This window comes from Terriglobus tenax (assembly GCF_025685395.1).
Taxonomy (GTDB): Bacteria; Acidobacteriota; Terriglobia; order Terriglobales; family Acidobacteriaceae; genus Terriglobus; species Terriglobus tenax.
Genome location: NZ_JAGSYA010000003.1, coordinates 499,729 through 524,099, shown reverse-complemented (window position 1 = coordinate 524,099; position 24,371 = coordinate 499,729). Strand labels below are relative to the sequence as shown.

Here is a 24,371-nt window from a genome sequence, read left to right as displayed (position 1 = left end):
CATGAAAACTATGTACACCTCACCTTCTCGTTATCTCCGCCTCCTGGTCATTTGCGGAATAATCTTTGCCTTTGCATGGATGCTGGCTCCGTATGCGCAAGCGCAGAGCCAGGATCTTACTGTGGTCGTACTGGTCAATTCATCGGTTTCAACCGGCTATAACACCAGCAGCACAAGTCCCGGCTCGTACCAGATGGGGCCGGAACGATATCTGGTTCATCTGCAGGTGCCGTACAAAGTCATTGATATCAGCCAGACATCGGCTACTGACCTGACCGCGTCGCAGCTGATCATCGCCGGCCACAACGGTCTGAATCCGAGCGCCGCATGGCAAAGTGCCATCATGACGGCCGTAGCCAACGGCTCCGGATTTATGAACCTTGATAGCGACCAATCCATTGGCACGCAGAACCACATTCTTACGATGTTCCATGCCACAGGCGCAACGCTCGGTGCGGGACAGACAAGCATTGTAATTCCCGCGGCGGTCCAGGTGGGTGGAGCCACGCCGCACTATATCGCTGCGCTGCAGCGTCACTGGCTCAACGATCCAGCCGGTGACATTACGTACAACTACCACGGCAACGGTACAACAACGATTCCTTCCAATGCGACGCTTCTTACAGGCGCCACGGGAACGGTTGTAGCGGAACTTGGCACCGATCCTCTGATCCTTACCAGCACCTATGGCCAGGGCCGCATCGTCGACTTCACAACCTACGACTACCTGCACGCGGACCGCTTCGGTTTCGTTCAGGGCGTGGATGACCTGTTCTGGCGCAGCATCGTATGGGCAGCCCGCAAGCCGTTCGTACTGAGAGGTTACCCGCGCATCGCCGCCATTCAAATGGACGATAACGAGCCGGGCATCATGTCCCGCATTCCTGACACCTGGAATACGAGCCTGACCGGCACGACCGCCTCCGACGGAACCGGAGGACCATGGAAGCTGCAGCTCAACATGCAGCTCAGCTCGCTGGCGACCGCTGGCGGAGAACGCGCCCAGATGATCACCGCGGTCAACGCGGGCAACATGCATGCAACGCCCCATGGACTCGCCTACGGCTCTGGCGGCGATCTGTATTGGAACCTGACCACTCCCAATACCGATGCGCAATGGCAGGCCAATGTCGCATCCGCACTGCAATGGAAGCTGGGCCAGGGCGGGACGGACACCTTCCCCGCCTTCGGACGTTCCATGGTGGCGCATTACTGGGACATCTCGGACAACTCCGGCTATGAAATGTGGAACAGCCTGGGAATCCGCTACATTACGACGCCGCAGAATCCCGGCGCTTACTATTTCGACTATCCGAAGACAACCGCGCAACGTATTCCCTACGGACCATTCCGCATCTACGAACAGACTCCGGTCTATCCCGTCGATTATGAAGAAACTTTTCCTTTCTTCTATGCAGATGACATGGTGGTTCACAGTGTTGCCGGGAAGCCTGCCCAGACATTCTTTGCCTTTGCATCGCAGGTGGGTCTCTCCGGCGGTCGCTTCTCGCGCGTAGATGCAGCGTGGCCAAGCACCAACAACGGGTACACTGTCGCACAAAGCCTGAACCAGTGGGAGTACTACATGTGGCACTTCTGGTCGGGCATGATGCCTGTCCAGATCTATACCCACGATGGCGGGAATCTCGAGTTCAGCACAACCTCCGATCGCCAATCATTTATTTCGCAACTGTCGCAGTGGTTCAGCACCAACAAGGGTACTCACCAGTACATGGACGGCATGGGTGACTACCTGCGTGCCCGCAACCACTCTCTGTTGAAGAGCGGCACAGTCACAGCGTCGACGATCACACTGAACTTCACAGGATCCGCAACAACGGCTGATGGGGCCCTGGTGCCGACGAAGAGCTATATCTTCTACGGGGACGACGAAGGCCAATTGCTCTCTGTCCCAGGCTTCAGCAATGGTGGAACCTACACCTTCACCAACACGCAACCGGCCACCATGCAGGTCTCGCCGGTTACGCTGAGCTTCTCCACCTCAAGTGGATCGTCGCCTGCCTCGAAAACGGTTACCGTGGCCAACCTGGGTTCCGGAACCTACAGTTGGACCGCCACGAGCAATGCGGCATGGCTCAGTGCCTCTCCGGCCAGCGGTGCCGCGGGCACGAACACCGTCACGGTCTCGGTCAACAGTGCAAGCCTGGCCGCCGGATCCTATAGCGGTACACTCACCTTCACCTCGACCACCGCTGCGGGAAGCCCGAAGACAGTGGCTGTCTCCCTCACCGTCACTCCCAGCAATCCCTCCCTGGTCGCCACCCCAGCCTCGCTCTCGTTCAGCCAGAACGCGGGAACGACCACTACCACAACGCAGGCGCTTGCTATCACAAATCCAAGTGGTACCAACGTCAACTGGAGCGCAAGCAGCAATGCTTCATGGCTGACTGTCTCTCCCGCAACCGGTGGAACCCCGGGCACACTGAATGTCTCAGTCAAGGCCGGTTCGCTTGCCGCGGGAATCTACAGCGGTACAGTCACTGTAAGCTCTACCAGCCCGGCACTCTCGGTTTCCGTTCCGGTCACCTTTGAGGTGCTGACGCCTCCCGTCACCCTCTCCACCGCGAGCCTGAGCGGATGGACGATCTCTCCTCTCGGTGGATTGTCCAACTGGTCTTCAACGGGCAGCGCGCTGCGCTATAACGGCGGCGGCATCGCACCGCTCTACGCTGGCAATGCCGGATGGACCGACTACGACCTGTCGATCAACATGAGCATGCCCGTCTCTAACTATCCTGGCGGCATTCGCGGTCGCGTCAACCCGGTCGATGGTTCCGGCTATGCGCTCTGGTTCTATCCAGCGGATCATACCGTCAACCTGTTCAAGGTCGTCAACTGGAACATCTCCAACGGCTACACACTGATCGGCAGCTATAACTCCCTGCTGTTTGACGCGAATGCACACACCTTCATGCTCTCGTTCCGTGGCAGCACCATCTCGGTCTACTACGATGGCACGAAGCTGTTCTCCTCTACAGACTCGACCTATACCTCTGGCCTGGTCGCGCTTGACCCATCCAACCAGATCGTCAACTACAACAGCGTCGTCATCACGAATGCAGTCGCCCCGCAGGGAACGGTCTCGGCCTCGCCCAGCACACTCAGCTTCAGCACCACGCCTGGCGCAACAGCCGCCGCCCAGTCCGTTGCACTTACCTCGTCGCCCAGCAGCGTCTCGTGGATCGCTTCCTCGAACCCTGCATGGCTGACGGCAAGCCCCACACAAGGGACCTCCACACCGGCAACGATCTCTGTTACGGCAAGCGCCGCCAGCCTCTCCGCCGGCAGCTACTCCGGAACTCTGACACTGACTCCGTCGAGCGGATCGCCCGTCCTGATCCCGGTCTCGCTCACGGTCACATCCTTGCCAACCGCAACCATCAGCGCGACTCCGTCGAGCCTGTATCTCTTCAGCCCGACAGGATCTTCGCCTTCACCGGTAACGGTCTCGGTCACAAACACAGGAACCGGATCCATGCCGTGGACAGCAACCAGCAACAGTTCATGGCTGGTTCCTTCCCCTGCATCTTCCAGTGCTCCTGGAACACTCACTCTCACACCATCAACCGCTGCGCTGTCCGCGGGTAACATCGCGGCCAACGTCACGCTAAGTTCGACCAATGCATCCAGTTCTCTGACAGTCCCGGTAACGGTACATCTCGGCAGCCAGCTCTTCAGCGACCAGTTTGCATCGGGCTCATCGCAATGGACAGCCTCTCCGCTCGGTCTCGCTTCAAACTGGACTGTTTCCGGAGGATCGTTCAACTACAACGGCGGAGGACATACGCAGCAGTACGCCGGTAGCGGAAGCTGGACGGACTACACCGTCTCGGCAGACATCACGCTGGCGAATCGCTCCAATTACCCTGGTGGCCTTCGTGGCCGCGTCAATCTCACCACCGGAGCTTCCTACGCTGTCTGGCTCTACCCGGCAGACAACGCCATCAAGCTGTTCCGCACCGCGGCCTGGGCTATTGACAGCCCCGGTCTGACGTTGCTGGGCCAGTCGCCCACCCTGCTGCTGGATACCGCGAAGCATACGGTCCGCCTGCAGTTTGTCGGCAACCAGATCATGGTGTACTACGACAGCACGCTGATCATCTCAGCCTCTGACAGTGCACTTACCTCTGGCGCCATCGCCCTTGATGTCTCGTCGCAGCCCATCAGCTTCGCGAACGTCAGCGTGCAGCAGTAAGACAACAAGAGGCGAGTCACATGTCAACGTTTGTACCTGTTTCAGCTCGATATGGGCAGGACAACCCGAAGCACCTCCAAGGCCGATGGGCCAGCGTGTCCATCGGTCTGGGGGCCGCCGCAATCTCGGGGTGGAGCTGGCTTGCCTTCTTCCGTCCCCTGGGCGCTCGCGGCATGGCGATAGCAGTCATCGTTTTTGTGGCCGCCTCGGCCTTCTTCTCCATCGCATCGCGCATGGTTGCCATGCTAGACGGCAGCGGATCCCGTGTTCTGCGGCAGGAACTGGCAAAGTGCTCCCTGGCATATGCTCTTCTCTTCCTGTTTCTCCCGGAATACACGGCCCGCCTTCGGCCGCCCATGCTTCGCTCGTTTCTTCTGTTTGCCGCACTCTCAGGTCTGTGGCTTGCACTCTATTCCATCTGCCGGCGTGAAGCAGCAGGCAGCCACAGCTGGTCGGCACGACGCACCATGTGGCCCGTCATAACGGCTGTCTCCCTGTTCGTTGCTCTTACCACCCTCGCTCTTCGCAAGCTTTATGTCTTCGGTTATGTGGGGCAGGATCTCGCTTACTTCGCGCAGATCATGCACACAACTCTGCACGGTCATCTCTTCTGGGGATCGCTGCTGCAGGACTTGCTTTACTCCTATCCGGTAACCACGGATTTTGCCGGGCACAACTCGCCCATTATGTTTCTCTTTCTTCCGTTCTACGCGTTGCATCCCAGTCCGGTAACACTCATCGTTCTGCGGAATGCCGTCATGCTGTCCTGTGCGTATCCTGCATACAAAATCGCCCGCACCTACACCAATGAAGGCACGGCCCGTCTCTGGTCCGTCGCTTTCATTCTGGTGCCAACTATCTTTTACCAATCAACCTTTGATTTCTACCCGTTGAGCTTTGTCGCACTCCCGCTTCTTTTTACGGTCTATTACTATCTTCAGTCCCGCTTTCTCCCATTCTGTGTTGCCTTGGCTTTCACGCTGGCTGTAAGAGAGGACCTAGCACTGTTCGCGGTCTCCATCGCCATCGTCGCTCTGCTGCAGAGAAAAACCTTCCGCTGGATACTTCTTCCCTTCCTTGCCGGTTCCGCCTGGGCTCTCTTTTCCTATTTCGTCGTGCTTCCCCACGCATTGCACGGAGCGTCGTTTGTTACCGATGCCTGCTTCAGCCACCTGGGCAAAACACCTGCAGAGATGCTGGTGCATGTTTGCACCAGCCCGCAAACTACGGTTCTGGCCCACGGTAACATCGTGTACCTGAAAGAACTCCTCACGCCGAACGCACTGATTCTCCCCTTTGGCAGCGCATTGGCGGTCACTTCATTTCCATTTTTAGGAATCAATCTTCTGGCTGGCGCAGGCAAGTGCATCACGACCGTGATCTACGCGCAGTACTCCGTCATTCCGGCCACCCTGCTCTTCGTCAGTGCTTTGCTGGCCTCCGTACATTCGCGCGGCCTGCTTGGACGTCTCTCGCGTCTCGGTATTCGGAGCGAACGCGCCGCCCCCGCCGTCTACATCGCGCTGTGCGTTGCCAGTCTCCTGTTTGTTACCGATAAGGAGCAGGCAGAAGAGCTGCGCAATAAGCCCTGGACCAGCGAGGCCTATCATGTGGCCAGCCTGATTCCCGGCGACGCTTCAGTGGCCGCGCCCCGATATCTGCTGCCCGCATTGGCCAATCGCGATTGCCTTTACCAGACGCACCGTCTTTCCCAGTACCACCACCCGGTGTATGAATACCTGATCCTCGACAACGACTGGTCCCATATCAATGCCGCTGGAGAGTATCGGTCCGCTTATGAAGATCTTCTTCTGAACGCTCCCGCCGATCCTGCCTTTCATACGATCTACAAAACATCGCAGTTCACCGTGCTTCAAAACGCAAGCGTTCACGAGCAGGGTTGCTTTCCCCAGGGGGTACGATGAACTCACGGCCTTCTCTGTTCAAAGACATGACCAACTACCTGGTCGGTCGAGGATCACTGATCCTGCTGGGATTCATCACCTTTCCCCTGCTCACGCGGCTGCTTTCGGTAAGCGAGTATGGAGTGCTTTCGCTTACCCTCCGCATCACGCTTCTGCTGGTCGTTCTCTCAAAATGCGGACTGCAGTATTCAGCGGCACGATTCTTCAAGGGCGGCACAGCCGGTGAGCCGGAACAAAAGCGTTTCTATTCAACGCTCCTCATCTGTCCGTCCTGCATCGCGATCCTTGTGTCGCTGCTTTACTACCTCTTGATCGTGTACACACCGATCTTTCATGGCGATGTCCTGCTCTACCGCTGCCTGCTGGTTGCACCGGTTGTCGTTTTTCTGCGCACGCTGCAATCCATCCTTCTGAGCTTCCTTAGAAACGAAGGCAAGAGCCGCTTCCACACCATCATCGAAGTCGCGACCAAGTCAGCGACGATCGTTGCCTATGCCTATCTCGCAATCGCCGGGCTGCATCAGGCCTTCGCCGTACTTCTGGGCGTCCTGGTAAGCGAGTGCGCCGTCATTGCACTGCAACTCTTCGGATTCCTGCGGCGCGGATTGATTAGCCTCTCCGCCGTTGACTGGACGCTGATCCGTGAGTCGTTGACCTTCGGCGCACCACTCATCGTCTATGAACTTTCCAGCCTGGCGCTCGACTCCGGCGACAGACTCATCGTGCAACGGTTCCTGGGCGATCACCAGCTCGGCCTCTACTCCGCCGCTTATGGCGTCTCCGGCTACCTGCAGGACACCGTCATGACGCCTCTGAATCTTGCTATCTTTCCGATCTACATGCGTTTGTGGAATGAAGAAGGACGCGAGGCGACGCAGCGATTCCTCTCCAAAACGCTATCCTGGTTCATCGTTGCAGCTTTGTTCCTCTCAGGCGCAGCCGCACTCTGCTCACGCGAAGCACTCATCGTTCTGGCATCTATGCGATTCGCGGGAGCGGAGCGACTGCTCTCCATCCTGATTCCGGCGCTGATGGTCTACGCGCTCCATATCTTCTTCAATGTCGGTCTCATTCTTGAAAAACGGACCGCCATGCTGGCCGTCATTGCCGTGGCTTCCGCGGCTATCAACATTGTCGCCAATCTTTACTGGGTTCCGCGCTTTCAGCTCACTGGCGCCGCATTCGCCACGCTTCTGAGCTATGCGGTCATGGTTGCCGCTCTCGTCGTAGTCAACCATCGTATTCTTCCGCTCACGCCACGTTTTTCTCTTGTGCTCAGCGCAGTGGTTGCTACGCTGCTCGCATACCCTCTGCCCTCTCTGCTGCACACCGCGCTGCCGATTACTTCTCTTCTGGTACGCAGCGCCGGATACACCACCATCTTTTTCCTCGGCATGGCGGCCATCTCTTCAGATTTCCGCGCCGCCGTTCACCTTGCATGGCGGCGGATCGGAAAAACGAGGCCGGTGCACAGCGCCGTTCCAGGCATCGCCTCCCTCGATGAGTACGAATCCACGGTCAGCAAAGGAGTCTCCCAATGATGCTCGCTCAACTGGAACCAGTTGCCACCACCAGTATCCGTGCCATTGGCCTGTACGCCGTTGTCGCGGTTGGAGCAATGCTTACGCTCGCGTGGCGTTCAGAGATCGGCATCTACCTGCTTGCGGTTCTCCTGCCCCTGCAAACCACGCGCTACCATCTGCATGCGTTCCCGCTCGGCGCCAATATCGTGGATATCCTCATCCTATGCGTTCTGACCGGCAGCGTCATACGCTCCAACGGTAAGCTCGCGTATCGTTCTGCGACAGCAGGGTTCCTCGTACTGCTATCGATTTTCTACCTTGCCTCACTTTGGCGTGGAGCCTTCTACCTTGGCGGAAGCCTGCCAGTCTGGATCTCCGATCCCCGGCTGGTCGACTACAAAAACTTCGTCGTCATGCCGCTGCTTGCGTTTGCGGTGGTCCGTGTCATTCGCACCAGGAAGCAGATTGCGACAATCCTGGTTCTATGCGGCATTACCGCGCTCGCTGTCGACTATAGCTATCTGAAGAGCTCTCTGGGCCGCGACTTCGGTCACTACTCTGAAGAAACCCGCGACGCAGGTCCATTGGGTTACGCCGGCGAAAACGGACTTGCCTCGTACCTTGTAGAGACAACCGCATTCGTGCTGCCCATGCTCGCTCTCAGAAAGCACCAGTGGCTTCGTCTCTTCGCACTTCTTGTTGCGGCTGCGAACACGATCTGTATCCTCTTCTCTTACTCGCGGGAAGCCTACCTCGCCCTTGCCGTGGCTCTATGTTTTCTTGCTGTAGTGAAGGTTCGATGGCTCTTCATTCCAATCCTTCTACTAGTGGTATGTTGGCAGGCCATTCTCCCGGCAGCAGTCCAGGAACGTATTGCCATGACCTATTCAAAGCCAAATGACGGCATGGCGGCAGAACTGGACGCATCCGCGCAGGAGCGCGTGATGCTATGGACCGATGCCATGGGCCTGTTCAGACAGAACCCCGTCATCGGCACCGGTTTCCTTACCTATGCCGAACTCAGCCGCGTCGGGTCCTACAAAGACACACACAACTTCTATTTGAAGATGCTTGTCGAGACCGGTCTGGTCGGACTCGTTCTTTTCGTCGTGCAACTCTTCCTCCTCTTCAAAGAAGGGTTACAACTCTTCACCCGCGGACGGGAATCTTTCCTCTCACTTCTGGGGCTTGGATACGCTGGCCTGATTCTCACTGCGGCTATCGTCAACTTCTTTGGAGACCGATGGATGTTTATCCAGGTGGACTCCAACCTCTGGATACTTCTTGGCTGCGTGTTTTGCGCCTCCTCTCTCGCGATGGAGAGCCGCCGTCAGCCGCAGCATGCCCGGGCCGCCGTGACTCCACGCGTGGCTCCATGGGCCAGAGTTACACCTGCCATTGCATGCGGAGAGACGACGCAATGTCCTCAATGACAACCATGTATCCGGAAGACATCCTGGAGGCGCCACACGAATCTGCCGTGGCACGCTCCTCGCGTTCCATTCTGTTCGTGATTGACCAGCTCACGGAGTTGGGCGGGGCCGAGCGCATGATGTTCGAACTCGCACGTCAGCTCTCCCGGCAGGGTTACAGAATCACTATGATCACTTTTCGTGACAGTCCCAGTCCTGAGGCGTATACCCTCGCGGACGAATTGATCATCCTGCCTCTTCGCTCCTGCTTTTCCCTGCGCGCCATCTCCGTGGCCTGGAAGATGCGGTCTATCATCCGCGAAAGAAAGATCACTCTCGCACAAACCTATTTTGAAAGTGCTGATCTTTTCGGTGCCCTGATCTGCAAGCTTTCCGGCATCCGGCACATTTGTTCCAGCCGGCGCGATATGGGCCTGCTACGCACCACCAAGCACGCCCTTCTGTACAGACTGTGCACGCCGCTCTACAGCCGCGTGCTTGCGGTGTCACAGCGGGTAGCCCACTGGCATCAGCAGCAGGACTCCGTTCGACCTGAACGAATGCAGGTCATCTATAACGGTGTACGGCTTGAAGCGTACGATCGACCCATCAACAGGCAGCAGGTTCGCCGCATGTTGGGCATCCCCGAAAACGGTCCTCTAGTTACAACCATCTCGAACATCAATCCATGGAAAGGCCTGGATATCTTCCTTGAGGCAGCAGCGTTGGTCCACGGGGAATATCCAGACACTGTCTTCGCGATTGCAGGCGACTGGACAGACCTGGAGCATTACAACCATCTGTGCCGGCGTATGGACGCTCTTGGTTTGTCAGCCTGCGTCTTCTTCCTCGGACGTGTAAAAGAAATTCCTTCTCTTTTGCTGGCGTCCGACGTGTTTGCCCTGTTGTCACGTACGGAAGGGTTCCCCAATGTCGTCATTGAAGCAATGGCCGCGCGGATCCCCGTCGTCGCAACCGATGTCGGCGGTACTTCTGAAGCTGTAATCGACGGCGCGACCGGATACCTTGTGCCCAACGAGGACTACAGCCAGGCGGCCGCCAGAATATCAACGTTGCTCTCCGATCCCGAGCAACGAAACCGCATCGCGACCTCCGCAAGACAGCGCGTGGAGAAAGAATTTTCCATCGATCAGATGACCAAGAAACACACGGAGGTTTACGATGCACTTCTCTCCGCTTAGTGTGCTCACTGTATCGTTCTGGCTATGCGTAGCCTTCATTGCTTACACCTATGCAGGCTATCCTTTGCTGCTATGGATCATCGCGAAAGTTCGCAGGCACTCTCTCCCCTCTCCTTCAACTGCTCCTACGATTACGCTGCTGATCTGCGCGCATAACGAAGCAAAAAACATTCGTCGGAAACTCTCGGAAAGTCTCGCCCTCAACTATCCCCCGCGCAAACTGCAGATCCTTGTCGCATCTGACGGTTCAAGCGACGAGACTGTTGAGATTGTTCGCTCATTCTCAAATAGCGGCGTTCAGCTGGTGGTCATTCCCCGCCAAGGTGGCAAAACAAACGCGCAGAACATTGCCGTTCAGCAGGCAACTGGAGAGATCATCGTCTTTTCTGATGCGACGACGCAGTATCATCCAGATGCATTGCAATATCTCGCCGGAAACTTCGCAGCCCCTCTCGTCGGCGCGGTTTCAGGCCGTTACTGCTATTTCGATCCCGAAACCACCTCTCCCACTGGAGCAGGCGCACAGGCGTATGCGGGCTACGACAACCGTATCCGCCAGATGCAGTCGCAAATTGACAGCATTACCGGGTGCTGCGGCTGCATCTACGCAGTACGGCGCTCCTTGTACACGCCTCTTGCAAGCAACATCATCAGTGATCTGGTAGAGCCATTGCACGTCCTGCTGAAGGGCGCAAAGGTCAAACTGGAACCACGCGCGATTGCCTCGGAAAGCTCGACCACCACCTCCCGCAAAGAGTTCTCCATGCGTGTCCGTGTCATCGCACGCGCTCTTCATGGCATCAGCAGCGTTCGTACCTTGCTCAATCCCTGGAAACATCCGTGGATAGCTCTGCAGATTTTTTCGCACAAGCTACTGCGCTACAGCGTTCCGTTCTTTCTCGCGGGCATCTTCCTGTCCTCCCTGATGCTCGTTCAACTTCCTTTTTACCGGGGTCTCTTCGTGGCCCAATGCCTGCTCTATGGAGCAGCCCTGCTTGCCGCGATACTTCCCTCTAACAGGCTCGTCAAAACTTTACGGCTTCCTCTCTACTTCTGCATTTTGAATGCCGCAGCATTGGCCGGCATGCTGCAGTTCATTCGCGGACAACGTTACGTCTCCTGGAAGCCGGAACGCGAGGCATCACATGCTCACTCATCCTGATGCAGGAAATCGCGCTCTCCACGACCACGGCAATGGCTTCCGTTCAAGGCTGCGTCGCGCAAGACTCAGCACTCTGAAAGCCACTGGACGGATCAGCACGGCGCAACGTCAGATTGCGGAGCAACAGGGTGTTATCGTCCTTACGCTGCACCGTGTCGTTCCGGATAGTGACCTGCAGCTTTGCCGGTCGCCTCGCGGCATGGTCCTGCGGGAAAGCGCCTTCCTCGCGTTGTTGAAATATCTCAGCGAACACACGCAGGTACTTTCTCCCGCCGATCTGCAAACACGTACGAAGCGAAACGGGTTGCCCCAGGTATTGCTTACCTTCGATGATGGCTGGGCCGACAACTACGAAGTCGCCTCTCCCCACCTGGCCGCTTTCGAAATGAAAGCATGCTTTTTTGTCGTAACCGCATACAGCGGCTGCGTTGAGCCCTTCTGGCCGGAACGTGTGCTGGGCCTTATGCATCGATCCCGCGAATCTGGACGCATGGACTTATTTCAAGCGTTCCTCCGCTCCCTGCAAATGTCAGGCAGCAGTAGCAGGGATCCTCTGCTCTCTTTACCCAACGAAGAGTCTCTGCTGTGCTGGCTCAAACAGTTCAGCCCGGCTCAAATCGCCGCCTCTGTCGAAACGTCCATGTCCAGGCTCGAGCCCGGCCTTCGCGCGGTCAGTGAAGATCCCAGGGAACGCCTTATGACCTGGGAACAGATGCGTTCCCTGGTGCGGCAGGGCCACATGATCGCATCGCATACCTGCACGCATGCCTTATTGACGCGCATCAGCGGCCGCAGTGCCGCAACCGAACTTGCAAACTCGCGCACTGACTTGGCCAGCGAACTCGGATTCCAGTCAGCAAACACCTCCTGGATCTCGTATCCAAACGGCGATGTGAACACGACGGTGCAGGCAGCTGCCTACAACGCTGGCTATCGCTTTGGATTCACGACAGCACCTGGAGTCTGGCGCAACAAAGGTTCTTCGCTTGCCATCCCTCGCATGAATCTTTGGGATGGCTCGCTGCTCTCACCGGATGGGAATTTCGATGAAATTAGCCTTGAACATACGCTCTATTGGCGCTCTTATCGCGCGGGCATGCACTAAGCCTTCACTTGCGCTCCTGCTTCTTTTTACCCTGGTGCAACATGGCAACGGTTCCGCGCAGCCCCTTGCTCCGCGCATTTTTTTCAGCGACCTGGAGAGCGGCCCTGCGGATGGAGGCGAGAATCACCAGGGCGCCTTCGTCACCCTCTATGGCAGCAGCTTTGGTGATAGCCACAGCACAGGCTACATCACTATCGGTAACGCGCAGGCGGCCGCGTATCCCCTATGGTCTGATCACAAGGTCACGTTTCAACTTGGACAGGGCACCCGCTCGGGTGAGATCGTGCTGCATCGTTCCGGCGGCCAGGCTTCCAATGCCATTCCCTTCACCGTTCGGCCCGGACGAATCCTCTTCTTCCCCTCAAAGCCCCACGACAGGCTCAGCGAGACACTTTCACATCTGAAGGCAGGCGACATTCTTTATCTTCGTGACGGCACCCATGCAATGGAGCTGGATCGATACGAAGCTGTCGTCAATTTTATGAACAGTGGACGGGCAGGCAGTCCCATCGCACTTCTGGCCTATCCCGGGGCTGATGTAAGCATTGGCTCCAGCGGATCGCCTCGTATTGCCGCCAGAACACCGAACGTCGAGCGAACCTCCGATCACTGGGTCATCGGCGGTATCCATTTCGTTGGCTTCCAGGAGGCTCTTGACGTCACCGCATCCACCGACTGGCGCATCGTCGGCAACGACTTTACCTGCCCGAATGGCTTCGGCCCCACTGGGTGCATCGAGTTTTCGCAAACCTCCCAGGTCGCCTTCCTCGGCAATGTTATTCATGACGTAGGGCCGCAGCGCACGACCAAGGTCTACCACGCGCTTTACTTCACGACTGACAGCAATCACATTGAGGTTGGATGGAACACCATCTCCAACGTGTTGGGATGTCGTGCAATCCAGTTCCATTCCACGCCCACAGATCGTGGCACGGGCCGTAACCAGTACGACCTGCATGTTCACGACAACGTCATTCATGACGTTGTCTGCGACGGCATCAACTTTGCCACGGTCGATCCATCCAAAGGTCCCGTCGAAGCCTACAACAATCTGTTCTACAACGTAGGGCGCGGTCCAGACCCTCCCGATGGGAGCTCCAACTATACGTGTATCTATGTACAGGGTGGCTCCAACTTCGGCGATCCCGGCAGTGGCACGGTGGAGATCTATAACAATACCCTGTATCGCTGTGGCGACCGTCGCAACACAGATTCTGGAGCATTCGCCTTCTCGAAAGGCTCGCCTAATCAGCAGGTCCGCTTACGAAACAATCTACTGGTTCAGGATCAGGGAGCAACGCTCCTCTCTCCCAACAGCACCTCGGCTCCTCTGCTGGCGGAGTCGAATCTGGTCTGGTGGCTGAGTGGCAAGGCAGCGCAACACACTCCGAATGGCTTTACCGTGGCTGACCCAATGCTCCGCGATCCCGCACACGAAGACTTTCATCCGATGCCCGGAAGTCCTGCCCTTGGAAATGGCGCGGCGTTGAACCTGAAGTGGAATCTTGCCGGGCACGAACGACGCCGGTCAGATATCGGCGCTTACTGAGGTAAGAGCTTCCGCCAAACGATGATGATGCATGGCTTCATCCAGAAGATCCTCAAACCGCAGCACAGCCTGGTTTACATCGAAGTTCGAAGCCCATTCCATTCCCTGCTGACTCAGACGCAGACGCAGTTCGCAATTCTCCATCAGAATTGCAATGGCATCGGCGATCTCGCGGACCGAGTCGCCATTGACGCGAAATCCTGTACGGCCATTGTCAATGGCGTCTGCCGTGCCGCCGGCTTCACCACCAATGACCGGTAAGCCGCAGGCATTCGCTTCCAGGAAGACCACGCCAAATCCCTCGGTATCTCCATCAATCTCGCGGTTCGGCTGCACGAATACATCCGCAGCTTCATACAAACCGGCAAGGTCTTCCTCTGGAACAAACCCGAGAAACTCTACGCTCGATGCAATATCTAGATCGCTCACCAGTTGAGCAAGCCTCTTTTGTTCTGCGCCGCGGCCTCCAATAGCATATCTCCAGGACTCCGGCAGCTTCTCCTGTTGCTTCAACAAAGCAAGCGCCCGTAAAACCTGGTCAATCCCCTTGCGCTTCTCAAGCCGGGCCACGGTGAGCAGAACCGTTCTTCCAGTCCATCCATACTTTGCCTGCAACTCTTCCCGCCTGCCAGAAATATGAAACCGTTCCAGGTCGATAAAGTTTGGCAGTATCCGCAAGGTTTCTACAGGAGCGTGTGTCAACTGCCGTATCAGATGATCGGAATAGCTACTGACCGACAGATTCATATCCGCGCGCTCAAGGCACCGGAATTGCCAACGCCGCATCCATGGCATCAACATGCGGGGTTTCACCTGCATGGTCAGCTCCTCCCCATGGATGTAGTTGATAAGAGCTGTATGCCTTGGAAGTGAGTCCATGAGCCAACCCGCCGAGTATGTTCCCCCGCAGATCACACCATCCGGCTTGTAGCGTCGCAGCAATTCTGCCCACTGCCGTCTCCCCTTCATCAGGAACTGCAACAGACCAAGAGCGTTGCCGATCGGGCCCAGTCTGTGGAGCCAGCCCTTCGCACGCATGTGAAATTCGAAAGCTCCTATACGCTCGACCGTGAAGCCATGTTGTTGCCAGGCTGCCGCATCCCACGCCTTCGCGGCTTCTTCGGTGGTATTCACCATGTCCGCCACCACGATAACCCGGTAACGCTTCAGGCGTGTCAGCAGGCCCATGTAAATCTGCACTACGCCGCCATGACATGCCGGAGCGAAGTAAGGTGCAACGAACAGAATCAGAGGTCGATCATCACTCGTCATACGCTCACCTCAGCGCCAGCCATCTCCTCCGGCTGCATGCGGCGCTTCACAATCGCTGCAGGCACCCCCATCACCGTCGCGCCGGCCGGCACATCGCGGTTCACGAGCGAGTTCGCTGCAACGCGCGCGCCGTCGCCAACCAGGATGGGTCCAATCAGCACGGCATTCGTGCCAATGTACACGTTGTCACCAAGTCTTGGCGCACCCACTGAACCAACGCCCCGCGTGCCCAACGTGACATGGTGCGCCAGGTCGCAGTGTTTGCCGATCACCACTTCCGGGTGCAACGTAATTCCGCCGCAATGCGCAATCAGAAGGCCCGGACCAATCTCCGCGCGCACATTCAGCCGCATCTGCATCAGCGCTTCCATCACCGTCGCCACGGCAAGGTGAAGCGGCTTGCCTAAACCCCTCACCAGCAGGTTCCTGCCAGGCCGATAAATCCAGCGCCCAAGACGATACCAGAAGATGCACCATACCGCCGGATTCAATGCAATACGGCGGTATGACTCACCAAACTCACGGTAGCGCTTCAGGTCTTCTTTGAACTCTGCGAACACGTTCTAACCCAGCCTGTGAACTGGCCTCCACCTCGTCAGGAAGCATTTCAGGTTCCACTAAAGGGTCATGCAAGTCGGAAATTTTTTCCTGTTATGGCCACAAAACTTCCTCCTCCATCAAAACCTTCAACCAAGAATCAAGCATTTACGGCTACCCCCTCCGCGGCTCGAAGATTGCAATCCTTTGCACACAGTTCACCCAGTCGAGTACCGCTTGTGTCATCGACCGCACCTTCTTGTTCAGGAGACAGCACCCACGTGCGTTTTGCATTCCCTATTTGCTTCATTTGCTCTGATCGCTCAGGCGCAATTTCCGTCCGCTCACAGCGTGTAGAACTTCCGCTTTTACTTTTAGCGATCAGTCTCCTGCTTCTCCCCCTCAACGGTTGTGGCTGGGGTTCCAGGGTCAGCGCGGCATCGTCTACCTCCGCCATCACGTTGAACGCCGGTCAATCCATCCAGATCCCGACGAGCTCGGTCGCGAATGTCTCCTGGAGCGTGAACGGCACAGGCTGCTCCAGCGGCAGTTGCGGCTCCGTTGCGCCAGGTTCGGGCGCCATCCTGTACACGGCGCCGCAAACGGTTGCCACACAGCTCCACGCCACCATCAACGCCAGCATGGTGACCGCGGGCGATGCAGGGTCGATCGCGGTCACTGTAAATCCAGCGTTGACCGTCGCGGCCAATCTCGATTCCGCCTCCGTGGGTGTTCCGTATACAGGAGCTGTCACGACTTCAGGCGGCTCTGATCCTGTTCAGTCGACCGTCGCTTCCGGCAGCCTTCCCACTGGCCTTACCTTTGACTCCACCGCCGGCAAGGTAGTCGGCACCCCCTCCTCGGCCGGCATGTTCACCTTCACGATCAAGACCACAGACGCAAGCAATGCGAAGACCAACATTCTTACGCAAAAGAGCATCCGCGTCTCTGGCACATCGACGCAACTGAGCGTCGTCACAGCCTCACTTCCCAAGGGGACCGTTGGATCCGCCTATGCTGCGCAGCTTACGGCAACGGGCGGAACGGCTCCCTACACCTGGAGCATCGTCTCCGGCTCGCTGCCTGCGGGCGTCACGGTTGTATCTTCCTCCGGCATTCTGCACGGCATGCCCACTGCCTCCGGAACCTTCCCTGTTTCGGTACAGGCCACGGACAGCAATAACGCACAGGCCACGGCGTCTCTCACCATGACAGTCGCCAATGCCCAGCCCACGCTGCAGATCACCACCACCACATTGGCCTCGGGCACCGTCGGTGTCGCATACACCTCCGCGATCAATACCTCTGGCGGAACGGCTCCGTATCGTTGCGCGGTTGCTTCAGGCTCATTGCCAGCGGGGCTCGCCCTGAACGGCTGCACCATCAACGGCACACCCACCGCATCCGGAAGCTTCAGCTTTACCGTCACGGTGACTGACGCCACGGGAGCCTCAACCTCGGGCTCCATCACGCTTACCATCGCTCCGTCTTCCCTGCGCGTCACCACAACCTCTCTCTCTTCCGGAACCGTCGGCAAAGCCTACACGCAGGCCATCACCGCCGCTGGCGGCACATCGCCTTACACCTGCTCCATCCGTTCCGGCACCCTCCCCAACGGTCTTGCTCTCTCCGGCTGCAACATCGCTGGAACACCAACCGCTGCCGGAAGCTCCACACTCGTCCTGGGTGTAACAGACGCAGCCGGTATCTCCGTCTCCAGCGCCGGCCTTGGCCTCACCATCGCGGACGCGGCTCCCACGCTCACCGTAAGCTCTCCCACCTCTGCAACCGTAGGTGTCAGCTACTCCGCCTCCATCGGTGTTACCGGCGGCACGGCTCCCTATAGCTGCAGCCTGACCAGCGGTTCCTTGCCCGAGGGCATCAGCCTTAGCAATTGCTCCCTTCGCGGAACTCCCACCACTGCAGGCGTCTTCGCTCTCGACGTAAGCGCAACGGATTCCTCCACACCGGCAGGCAAGGGCTCCGGAAAAATCTCGGTAGTTGTCGAAAACGTCGCACCCACGCTCTCCATCACCTCGCCTGCAACGGTCACCGCCGGCCAGGCATACAACGGCTCCATCGGAGTCACTGGTGGCAGCGCTCCGTATACCTGCTCTCTCGTCAGCGGCTCATTGCCCTCCGGTCTCTCACTGAACAACTGCGGCATCACCGGTGTCACTGCTGTAACCGGCAGCAGCAGCCTGGTCATCAAGGCAACGGATGCCAGCAGCCCAGCGGGCTCGGCCACCTCGGCCGTCACACTCACCGTAGTCTCTCCACCTGCCACACTGACCATCAGCTCACCCCCCTCAGGAACCGTAGGCGCTGCCTATAACGGCACCATCAGCGTAAGCGGAGGCACCTCTCCCTACACCTGCGCCCTGGCAAACGGAAGCGTACCCGCCGGACTGACGCTCGCCGGTTGCTCACTGCGCGGAACCCCAACAGCCGCAGGCAATACAACCTTCGCCATCCGTGCGTCGGACGCCAGCAGCCCGGCGAACTCCACCACAGCCCCGGTCACGCTCAGCATTGCAGCGGCTCCCGTCACCTTGACGCTGACCGCCCCTCCAGCAGGTACAGCCGGCGCCATCTACTCCGGAACCATCGCGGTCAGCGGAGGAACCGCTCCCTACAGTTGCTCGCTCGCAAGCGGCGCCATGCCATCGGGCCTCACGCTCAATGGCTGCGTCATCACCGGCACACCGGTCGCCGCTGGAACCTTCGATCTCAGCATCAAGGCGACTGACGCATCCAACCCGGCAAACACAACTATCGCAACGGTGCCGTTCACCATCGCCGCCACGCCGGTTATCCCCGTCACTCTCACGCTGACCGCCCCAACCACAACAGCCACCGTCGGCTCCGCCTACGCTGGCATCATCGGCGTCAGCGGCGGAACAGCTCCATACACCTGCTCGCTTGCAAGCGGATCGGTACCAGGGCTCACCCTCAGCAATTGCACCCTGACCGGAACACCCACCACGGCAGGTACCTACTCGCTCTCAGTCAGAGCGACAGATGCGGCAACCCCAGCGAACTCGATCACGAGCACGGTTGCAGTCACTGTCAACGCCGCCCCGGCTGTCACGCTCACACTCTCTTCGCCGTCGGCCGGAACCGTCGGCTCCGCCTACGCTGGCATCATCGGCGTCAGCGGCGGAACAGCTCCTTACACCTGCTCGCTTGCAAGCGGATCGGTACCAGGGCTCTCGCTCAGCAATTGCACACTCACCGGAAGACCAACGACTGCTGGCACCTACTCGCTTTCCGTGCGAGCGACCGATGCGGCCACTCCGGCAAACTCCACCACAGGAACCATTGCAGTCACCGTCAGAGCTGCAGCCGTCAACCTCACGCTTACTGCTCCAACCGCGACAGCCACTGTCGGTACGGCTTACACCGGAACCATTGGCGTCGCTGGTGGAACAGCACCCTACGCCTGCGCCCTTGCGAGCGGATCGGTACCGGGGCTCGCCCTCAGCAATTGCACACTCACCGGAACACCCACCACGGCAGGCACCTACTCACTTTCCGTCAGAGCGACCGATGCCGCAACCCCAGCGAACTCCGCCACAGGAACCATTGCAGTCACCGTCAGAGCTGCAGCCGTCAACCTCACGCTTACTGCTCCAACCGCGACGGCCACTGTCGGCTCCGCCTACACTGGAACCATTGGCGTCGCTGGTGGAACAGCACCCTACACCTGCGCCCTCACAAGCGGATCGGTACCGGGGCTCACCCTCAGCAATTGCACACTCACCGGAACACCCACCACGGCAGGCACCTACTCACTTTCAGTGAAAGCGACCGATGCAGCAACCCCGGTGAACTCCACCACGGGCATGATTGCAGTCACCGTCAACGCCGCCCCGACTGTTACGCTCACACTTTCCTCACCGTCGGCTGGAACCGTCGGCACGGCTTACACCGGAACCATTGGCGTCAGCGGCGGTACGGCTCCTTACACCTGCTCCCTGAGCAGCGGTACGGTTCCAGCTGGACTTACGCTGAGCAACTGCTCGCTCAGCGGTACGCCAACGGCTGCTGGAATAACCACACTGTCTATCCAGGCGACTGACTCCAGCAGTCCTGCGGCATCCAAAACCGGCACAGTGACTCTGACCATCAATGCTGCACCGATCTCCGGCTCATCCGGCGGACCGCACATCAACTACACCGACATCAACGTCGGCAGCGGTACGGGCGGTGACACCGGCAACGGAGTCTACGTTCGCATCTTCGGCAGCAACTTCGGCGCGACCCAGGGCAGCAGCACCGTCAGCCTTGGTGGATCGCTGGTCACCAACTGCAGCCTCTGCTCCTGGAGCGATACCGTCATCATCGCGCAGCTTGGCAGCGCGGCGAAGACCGGCAACATCATCGTTACAGTCAACGGTCTCTCTTCCAATGGCATGCCCTTCACCGTCACGGCAACGGACATTGTCTTCGTATCGCCCAACGGGGCGGACACCAACACGGGCAGTTTCACCTCGCCTTACAAGACATGGCGCGCCGCCTTCAACTCCGTCACCTCCAGCGACTCGTCCTCGCCGGTGCGAAACACCGTCATCTACCTGATGCCTGGGACTGACGTCTCCTTCGACGATGGACGCAGCTATAAAGCAGCTATCTCCACAGACATCGGAGGAACCTCCGCCACCAGCCAGCTCAACATCGTGGGCTATCCCGGGGGCACGGTCAACGTCGGCAGCACTTCCGTGACGAACGGCGTCAAGGGGTGGGGGAAGTACATCACCGTCGCCAATCTCAACATCGTTGGACAGGTCTCTGCCATCGATGCCGAGGCAGGCAACGTCCGCATCATCAATAACAGCCTCTCCTGCCCGGCGCCTCCTTCCGGCGTGGGTGGAACCGCATGCGTGCTCGGCGAAACCACGGACCCCACGGAGACATGGGCCTTCCACGGCAACAACGTGCACGACACCGGTGGCAACGTCGACAAGACCTATCACGCGGTCTACTTCTCCAGCAACGTCAACCACGCTGACATCGGCTGGAACAACGTCGGCCAGAATTTCAAGGGCTACTGCCGTGGCATCATGTTCCACGCCACGCTGGGCAGCAACCAGTACGATCTCCATATTCACGACAACATCGTGACCAACAGCTACTGCGACGGCATCGGGCTTGCCTCGGTCAATCCTTCGCAGGGAACGGTAGAGATCTACAACAACCTGGTCCTGCATACCGCCCTGGCCAACAATCCCTACGGAGTTGCCAACGAAGCAGGCATCGCCATCAACTCCGATCCTGCTGCCGGTACTTCCACCGGCAACGTCGAGGTCTACAACAACACCGTTGTGGACGCAGGTGCTTACACCAAAGGCAATCAGAACGGATGTTTCGGTGTGGTCTACAGCGGCGCGGGCATGCATCTGACCAACAACATCTGCTCGCAGCCTTCCAGCGCACAGCCTTACGTTGAAAAGGGATCCACCAATGTTAGCGGATCGTACAACCTCTGGTATGGAGCAGGCGCGCCGCCTTCATGGGACGCGAACCCGATCAATGCCGATCCGTTGTTTACTTCAACCACGAACTTCTCCCTGCAGTCAGGCTCACCGGCAAAGTCTGCGGGAACAACCTCCAACACCTCGACCATCGATATCGTAGGAACCTCGCGAGGCTCCAAGCCGTCGATGGGAGCTTACCAGTAAATAAGAACTCTCTGCGAACAAGGGGGCGCGCACGTTGCGTCCCCTTTCTTTTTTGCTACACCGCTCCCCGGCCCACCAGAACCACCTTCACCGTCTCCAGCGCAATCGCGCAGTCCAGCCACAACGACAGATGCTTCACATAGAAAAGGTCATACTCCAGCTTGCGCTTTGACTCTTCAATGCTTGAGCCATAGTGGTACCTTACCTGGGCCCATCCCGTCAGACCGGGCGGCACCGAGTGGCGATGTTTATAAAACGGAACCTGCTCCTCCAGCACATCGCACAGGTGCGGCTGCTCTGGCCTTGGGCCAATCAGGCTCATCTCGCCGCGCAGCACATTCAGCAACTGCGGCAGCTCATCAATACGGTACTTGCGCAGATGTTTCCCCAGCGGAGTAATCCGGTGCGTCTCTTTGCCCGCCCAGCCGGTCTTCTCCCCTGCGGCAACGGGAGACATGGTTCTGAACTTCAGAATGCTGAACTGACGCCCAAACAAGCCAATCCGCTGCTGCCGGAAGAACACGGGGCCATCGTTCCGCAAACGAATCACCACTGCCACCAGCAGGATCACCGGGCTGACGGCAACCAGCAGCAAGCCAGCCACCACAAGGTCAAAGACCCGTTTGGCAAACCTTTTCCCCAGCCTGTTGCTGTAGCGGTCTGAGAAGATGCACTGCTCCGCGCTCAGGTGGTCGACGCGCACGCGCCCGGTCGCCTTCTCAAAAAAAGCCTGCGCATCCTCAATCTGCAAGCCGGTCATCTTGCAGTTCAACAGTGTCTCCAGGTTTTCGTCCGACTGCGCCTTCACATTCGTAACAATGATCCGGTCGAAGGCATCTCCAAAAACCTTCTCCCGCTGCAACAGACTCGTAAGCCCGGAAGGAGGAGCAATCTGCGCCACCTCCATATTCCATTCTGGGCTCGAGAGAACGATCTGCTGCAACTCCGCCGCTTCACTGCCTGAACCAATCACCAGCACGCGCTCACGCGCTCGCGGCAGGGCAAGTCTGCGCGATACCACGGTAACCATGGCCAGAAAGGTCGAGAACAGCAACACTCGCGAGAGCACAGGTGTAAGGCCCGGCAGCAGAAGCAGTCCCGTGGCAAGCAGGACGAACAACACCGCGAACGCGCGCAGCACCTGTATCACCGTTGCCCGCGGCACACGAACAATTTGCAGGTTGTACAGGTCGTGATAATAAAAGATAGCCTGGCAGGCAATGCCGGCCAGCATCAGGCGCAGCAGGCCCAGCATAATACTGCCAAGTGGTCTGCCGCTTCCTTCCGCCAGCAGAGGAAGGATAAAAAGAAGCGGCGCTACAATCACCAGCACAACAAAGTCCAGTGAGAGCAGTAGCGCCGCTCGCGGCGGTAATGCTTTTCCGCAAATCTTCATATCACCCAGCCTGTGTTGCCAGAGACCTCGAACGCATCTCCGGCTTTGCCATCACCTGTTTCAAAGCCTCGCCCACATACGCAATCTCTTCCGGCAGCAGGTCCGGATAGATCGGCAGCGAGACCACCTCAGCCACAGCCTTCTCCGCCTCCGGCAGACTTCCCTTCTCATAGCCAAGGTACTGGTACATCGGCTGCAGATGCAGGGGAACCGGATAATGCACCGCCGTCTCTACGCCCATATCCTTCAGTGCGGCCTGCACGGCATCGCGATTGGGAACACGGATAGTGAACTGGTGGAAGACATGCGACCGTCCTTCTGCCGTCACCGGCAGAACAATCTCATCAATCTCCTGCAGCGCCTCGCGGTACAGGGCAGCACATTCACGCCGCTGCTGGTTCCAACGATCCAGGTGCGGCAGCTTCACCCGCAGAATCGCCGCCTGAATTTCATCCAGACGGCTGTTCCATCCCAGGAACTCGCTGCGATACTTCTTTGCGCTGCCGTGGGCGCGCGCCATGCGCAGGAAGGCTGCCTGTTCCGCATCCTTGGTAACGATCATGCCGCCGTCGCCATACGCTCCCAGGTTCTTGCTGGGGAAGAAGGAAAGGCATCCGAAGTCACCAAAAGAGCAGACCGGATCGCCCGCGTACGTCGCTCCCAGCGCCTGCGCCGTATCTCCCAGGAAGACAAGATTATGCGCCCGCGCAAACTTCGCAATCGCGAAGATATCCGCAGCCTGCCCATACAGATGGACCGCGATGATTGCCTTTGTCGCCGGCGTCACCAACTTCTCCAGGCCATTCACATCCATGGTGTAGGTCACCGGATCGATGTCCGCAAAAACAGGCGTTGCCCCCAGAAGGCTGACCGTATCCGCCGTTGCAACAAAGGTGAAGGCAGGCACAATCACTTCATCCCCGGGGCCAACTCCGGCCGCCTTCAATGCCAGCAGCAACGCATCCGTACCGGACGCAACGCCCACCGCGTGTCCCACCTGACAATAATTCGCAACCTCAGTTTCCAGGGCAGCCACTTCAGGACCAAGGATGAAGTGTTGATTCGCCAGTACCTTTTCAATCGCCGCATTGATCTCGTCACGAAGCGAGACATACTGACGTTCTAAATTGAGCATCCGAACCTTCTGCATTGACATCTCCTCCCGGCGGCTCATTCGTGGTTCTGTAACCAGCAGAACCTCACCAGCACTTCCTTGTATGGCCACACGTTCCGGATTCAATGCACATCGAGGGCCAGAATTCCCCTTTTACAGGAACGCCGGAGTTTGCAAAGAACACGAGCAAATATGCAGCGATTCACGCAATCGCAACCGTATCTGCAGTGCAACGGTTTGCACACTTTTACAGAACAGTGCCTTGTTGCCGGCTACC

Annotated in this window: 13 protein-coding genes; 9 read left to right on the top strand and 4 right to left on the bottom strand. The window is 58.2% G+C overall.

Annotated elements, in window-relative coordinates:
* The first annotated feature begins 1 nt into the window (after position 1).
* The 8 genes from OHL13_RS02235 (at position 2) to OHL13_RS02200 (ending at position 14,094) form a co-directional block, all read left to right on the top strand.
* Positions 2-4,216 (top strand): BACON domain-containing protein, encoded by a 4,215-nt coding sequence (locus tag OHL13_RS02235; RefSeq protein ID WP_263408483.1) that lies wholly within the window; start codon positions 2-4, stop codon positions 4,214-4,216.
* 20 nt (positions 4,217-4,236) lie between these two features.
* A complete protein-coding gene (locus OHL13_RS02230; RefSeq protein WP_263408482.1) occupies positions 4,237-6,141 on the top strand; it encodes a DUF2079 domain-containing protein in 1,905 nt (634 codons plus the stop codon).
* Complete coding sequence (locus OHL13_RS02225) at positions 6,138-7,682, top strand: lipopolysaccharide biosynthesis protein (RefSeq protein ID WP_263408481.1); 1,545 nt, start codon at positions 6,138-6,140, stop codon at positions 7,680-7,682. The genes OHL13_RS02230 and OHL13_RS02225 overlap by 4 nt, the downstream gene beginning before the upstream one ends.
* The gene (locus OHL13_RS02220) at positions 7,679-9,097 is read left to right on the top strand and encodes an O-antigen ligase family protein (protein ID WP_263408480.1); all 1,419 of its coding nucleotides are present in this window, start codon (positions 7,679-7,681) and stop codon (positions 9,095-9,097) included. Before OHL13_RS02225 ends, OHL13_RS02220 begins: the two co-directional genes overlap by 4 nt.
* Positions 9,098-9,102: 5 nt before the next feature.
* Complete coding sequence (locus tag OHL13_RS02215; protein WP_263408479.1) at positions 9,103-10,278, top strand: glycosyltransferase family 4 protein; 1,176 nt, start codon at positions 9,103-9,105, stop codon at positions 10,276-10,278.
* A complete protein-coding gene (locus tag OHL13_RS02210) occupies positions 10,259-11,440 on the top strand; it encodes a glycosyltransferase family 2 protein (RefSeq protein ID WP_263408478.1) in 1,182 nt (393 codons plus the stop codon). Before OHL13_RS02215 ends, OHL13_RS02210 begins: the two co-directional genes overlap by 20 nt.
* A 199-nt stretch (positions 11,441-11,639) precedes the next feature.
* Positions 11,640-12,545, top strand: coding sequence for a polysaccharide deacetylase family protein (locus tag OHL13_RS02205; protein ID WP_263408477.1), 906 nt, complete (start codon positions 11,640-11,642; stop codon positions 12,543-12,545).
* A complete protein-coding gene (locus OHL13_RS02200) occupies positions 12,499-14,094 on the top strand; it encodes an IPT/TIG domain-containing protein (protein WP_263408476.1) in 1,596 nt (531 codons plus the stop codon). Before OHL13_RS02205 ends, OHL13_RS02200 begins: the two co-directional genes overlap by 47 nt.
* Here the strand turns inward: OHL13_RS02200 and OHL13_RS02195 are convergent.
* On the bottom strand, positions 14,074-15,282 hold the full coding sequence (locus tag OHL13_RS02195; protein WP_263408475.1) for a glycosyltransferase family 4 protein: 1,209 nt from the start codon (positions 15,280-15,282) through the stop codon (positions 14,074-14,076). The genes OHL13_RS02200 and OHL13_RS02195 overlap by 21 nt on opposite strands.
* Before the next feature lie 80 nt (positions 15,283-15,362).
* Positions 15,363-15,926, bottom strand: coding sequence for a serine O-acetyltransferase (locus OHL13_RS02190; protein ID WP_263408474.1), 564 nt, complete (start codon positions 15,924-15,926; stop codon positions 15,363-15,365).
* 438 nt (positions 15,927-16,364) lie between these two features.
* Between OHL13_RS02190 and OHL13_RS02185 the strand changes: the two genes are divergently transcribed.
* Complete coding sequence (locus OHL13_RS02185; RefSeq protein WP_263408473.1) at positions 16,365-21,584, top strand: beta strand repeat-containing protein; 5,220 nt, start codon at positions 16,365-16,367, stop codon at positions 21,582-21,584.
* A gap of 55 nt (positions 21,585-21,639) precedes the next feature.
* On the opposite strand, the gene OHL13_RS02180 is transcribed toward OHL13_RS02185, so the two are convergent.
* Together OHL13_RS02180 and OHL13_RS02175 are read right to left on the bottom strand one after the other, a co-directional pair.
* Entirely contained in the window at positions 21,640-22,980 is a 1,341-nt protein-coding gene (locus tag OHL13_RS02180; protein ID WP_263408472.1) for a sugar transferase, read from the bottom strand.
* A gap of 1 nt (position 22,981) precedes the next feature.
* Positions 22,982-24,130: a DegT/DnrJ/EryC1/StrS family aminotransferase gene (locus OHL13_RS02175; RefSeq protein WP_263408471.1), complete on the bottom strand. Its 1,149-nt coding sequence runs from the start codon at positions 24,128-24,130 to the stop codon at positions 22,982-22,984.
* Positions 24,131-24,371: the final 241 nt, after the last annotated feature.

Coding starts and splice junctions, on each gene's coding strand:
- OHL13_RS02235 (WP_263408483.1), top strand. CDS start 2: ATGAAAACTATGTACACCTCACCTTCTCGTTATCTCCGCCTCCTGGTC.
- OHL13_RS02230 (WP_263408482.1), top strand. CDS start 4,237: ATGTCAACGTTTGTACCTGTTTCAGCTCGATATGGGCAGGACAACCCG.
- OHL13_RS02225 (WP_263408481.1), top strand. CDS start 6,138: ATGAACTCACGGCCTTCTCTGTTCAAAGACATGACCAACTACCTGGTC.
- OHL13_RS02220 (WP_263408480.1), top strand. CDS start 7,679: ATGATGCTCGCTCAACTGGAACCAGTTGCCACCACCAGTATCCGTGCC.
- OHL13_RS02215 (WP_263408479.1), top strand. CDS start 9,103: ATGTATCCGGAAGACATCCTGGAGGCGCCACACGAATCTGCCGTGGCA.
- OHL13_RS02210 (WP_263408478.1), top strand. CDS start 10,259: ATGCACTTCTCTCCGCTTAGTGTGCTCACTGTATCGTTCTGGCTATGC.
- OHL13_RS02205 (WP_263408477.1), top strand. CDS start 11,640: ATGGTCCTGCGGGAAAGCGCCTTCCTCGCGTTGTTGAAATATCTCAGC.
- OHL13_RS02195 (WP_263408475.1), bottom strand. CDS start 15,282: ATGGGCCTGCTGACACGCCTGAAGCGTTACCGGGTTATCGTGGTGGCG.
- OHL13_RS02180 (WP_263408472.1), bottom strand. CDS start 22,980: ATGAAGATTTGCGGAAAAGCATTACCGCCGCGAGCGGCGCTACTGCTC.
- OHL13_RS02175 (WP_263408471.1), bottom strand. CDS start 24,130: ATGCAGAAGGTTCGGATGCTCAATTTAGAACGTCAGTATGTCTCGCTT.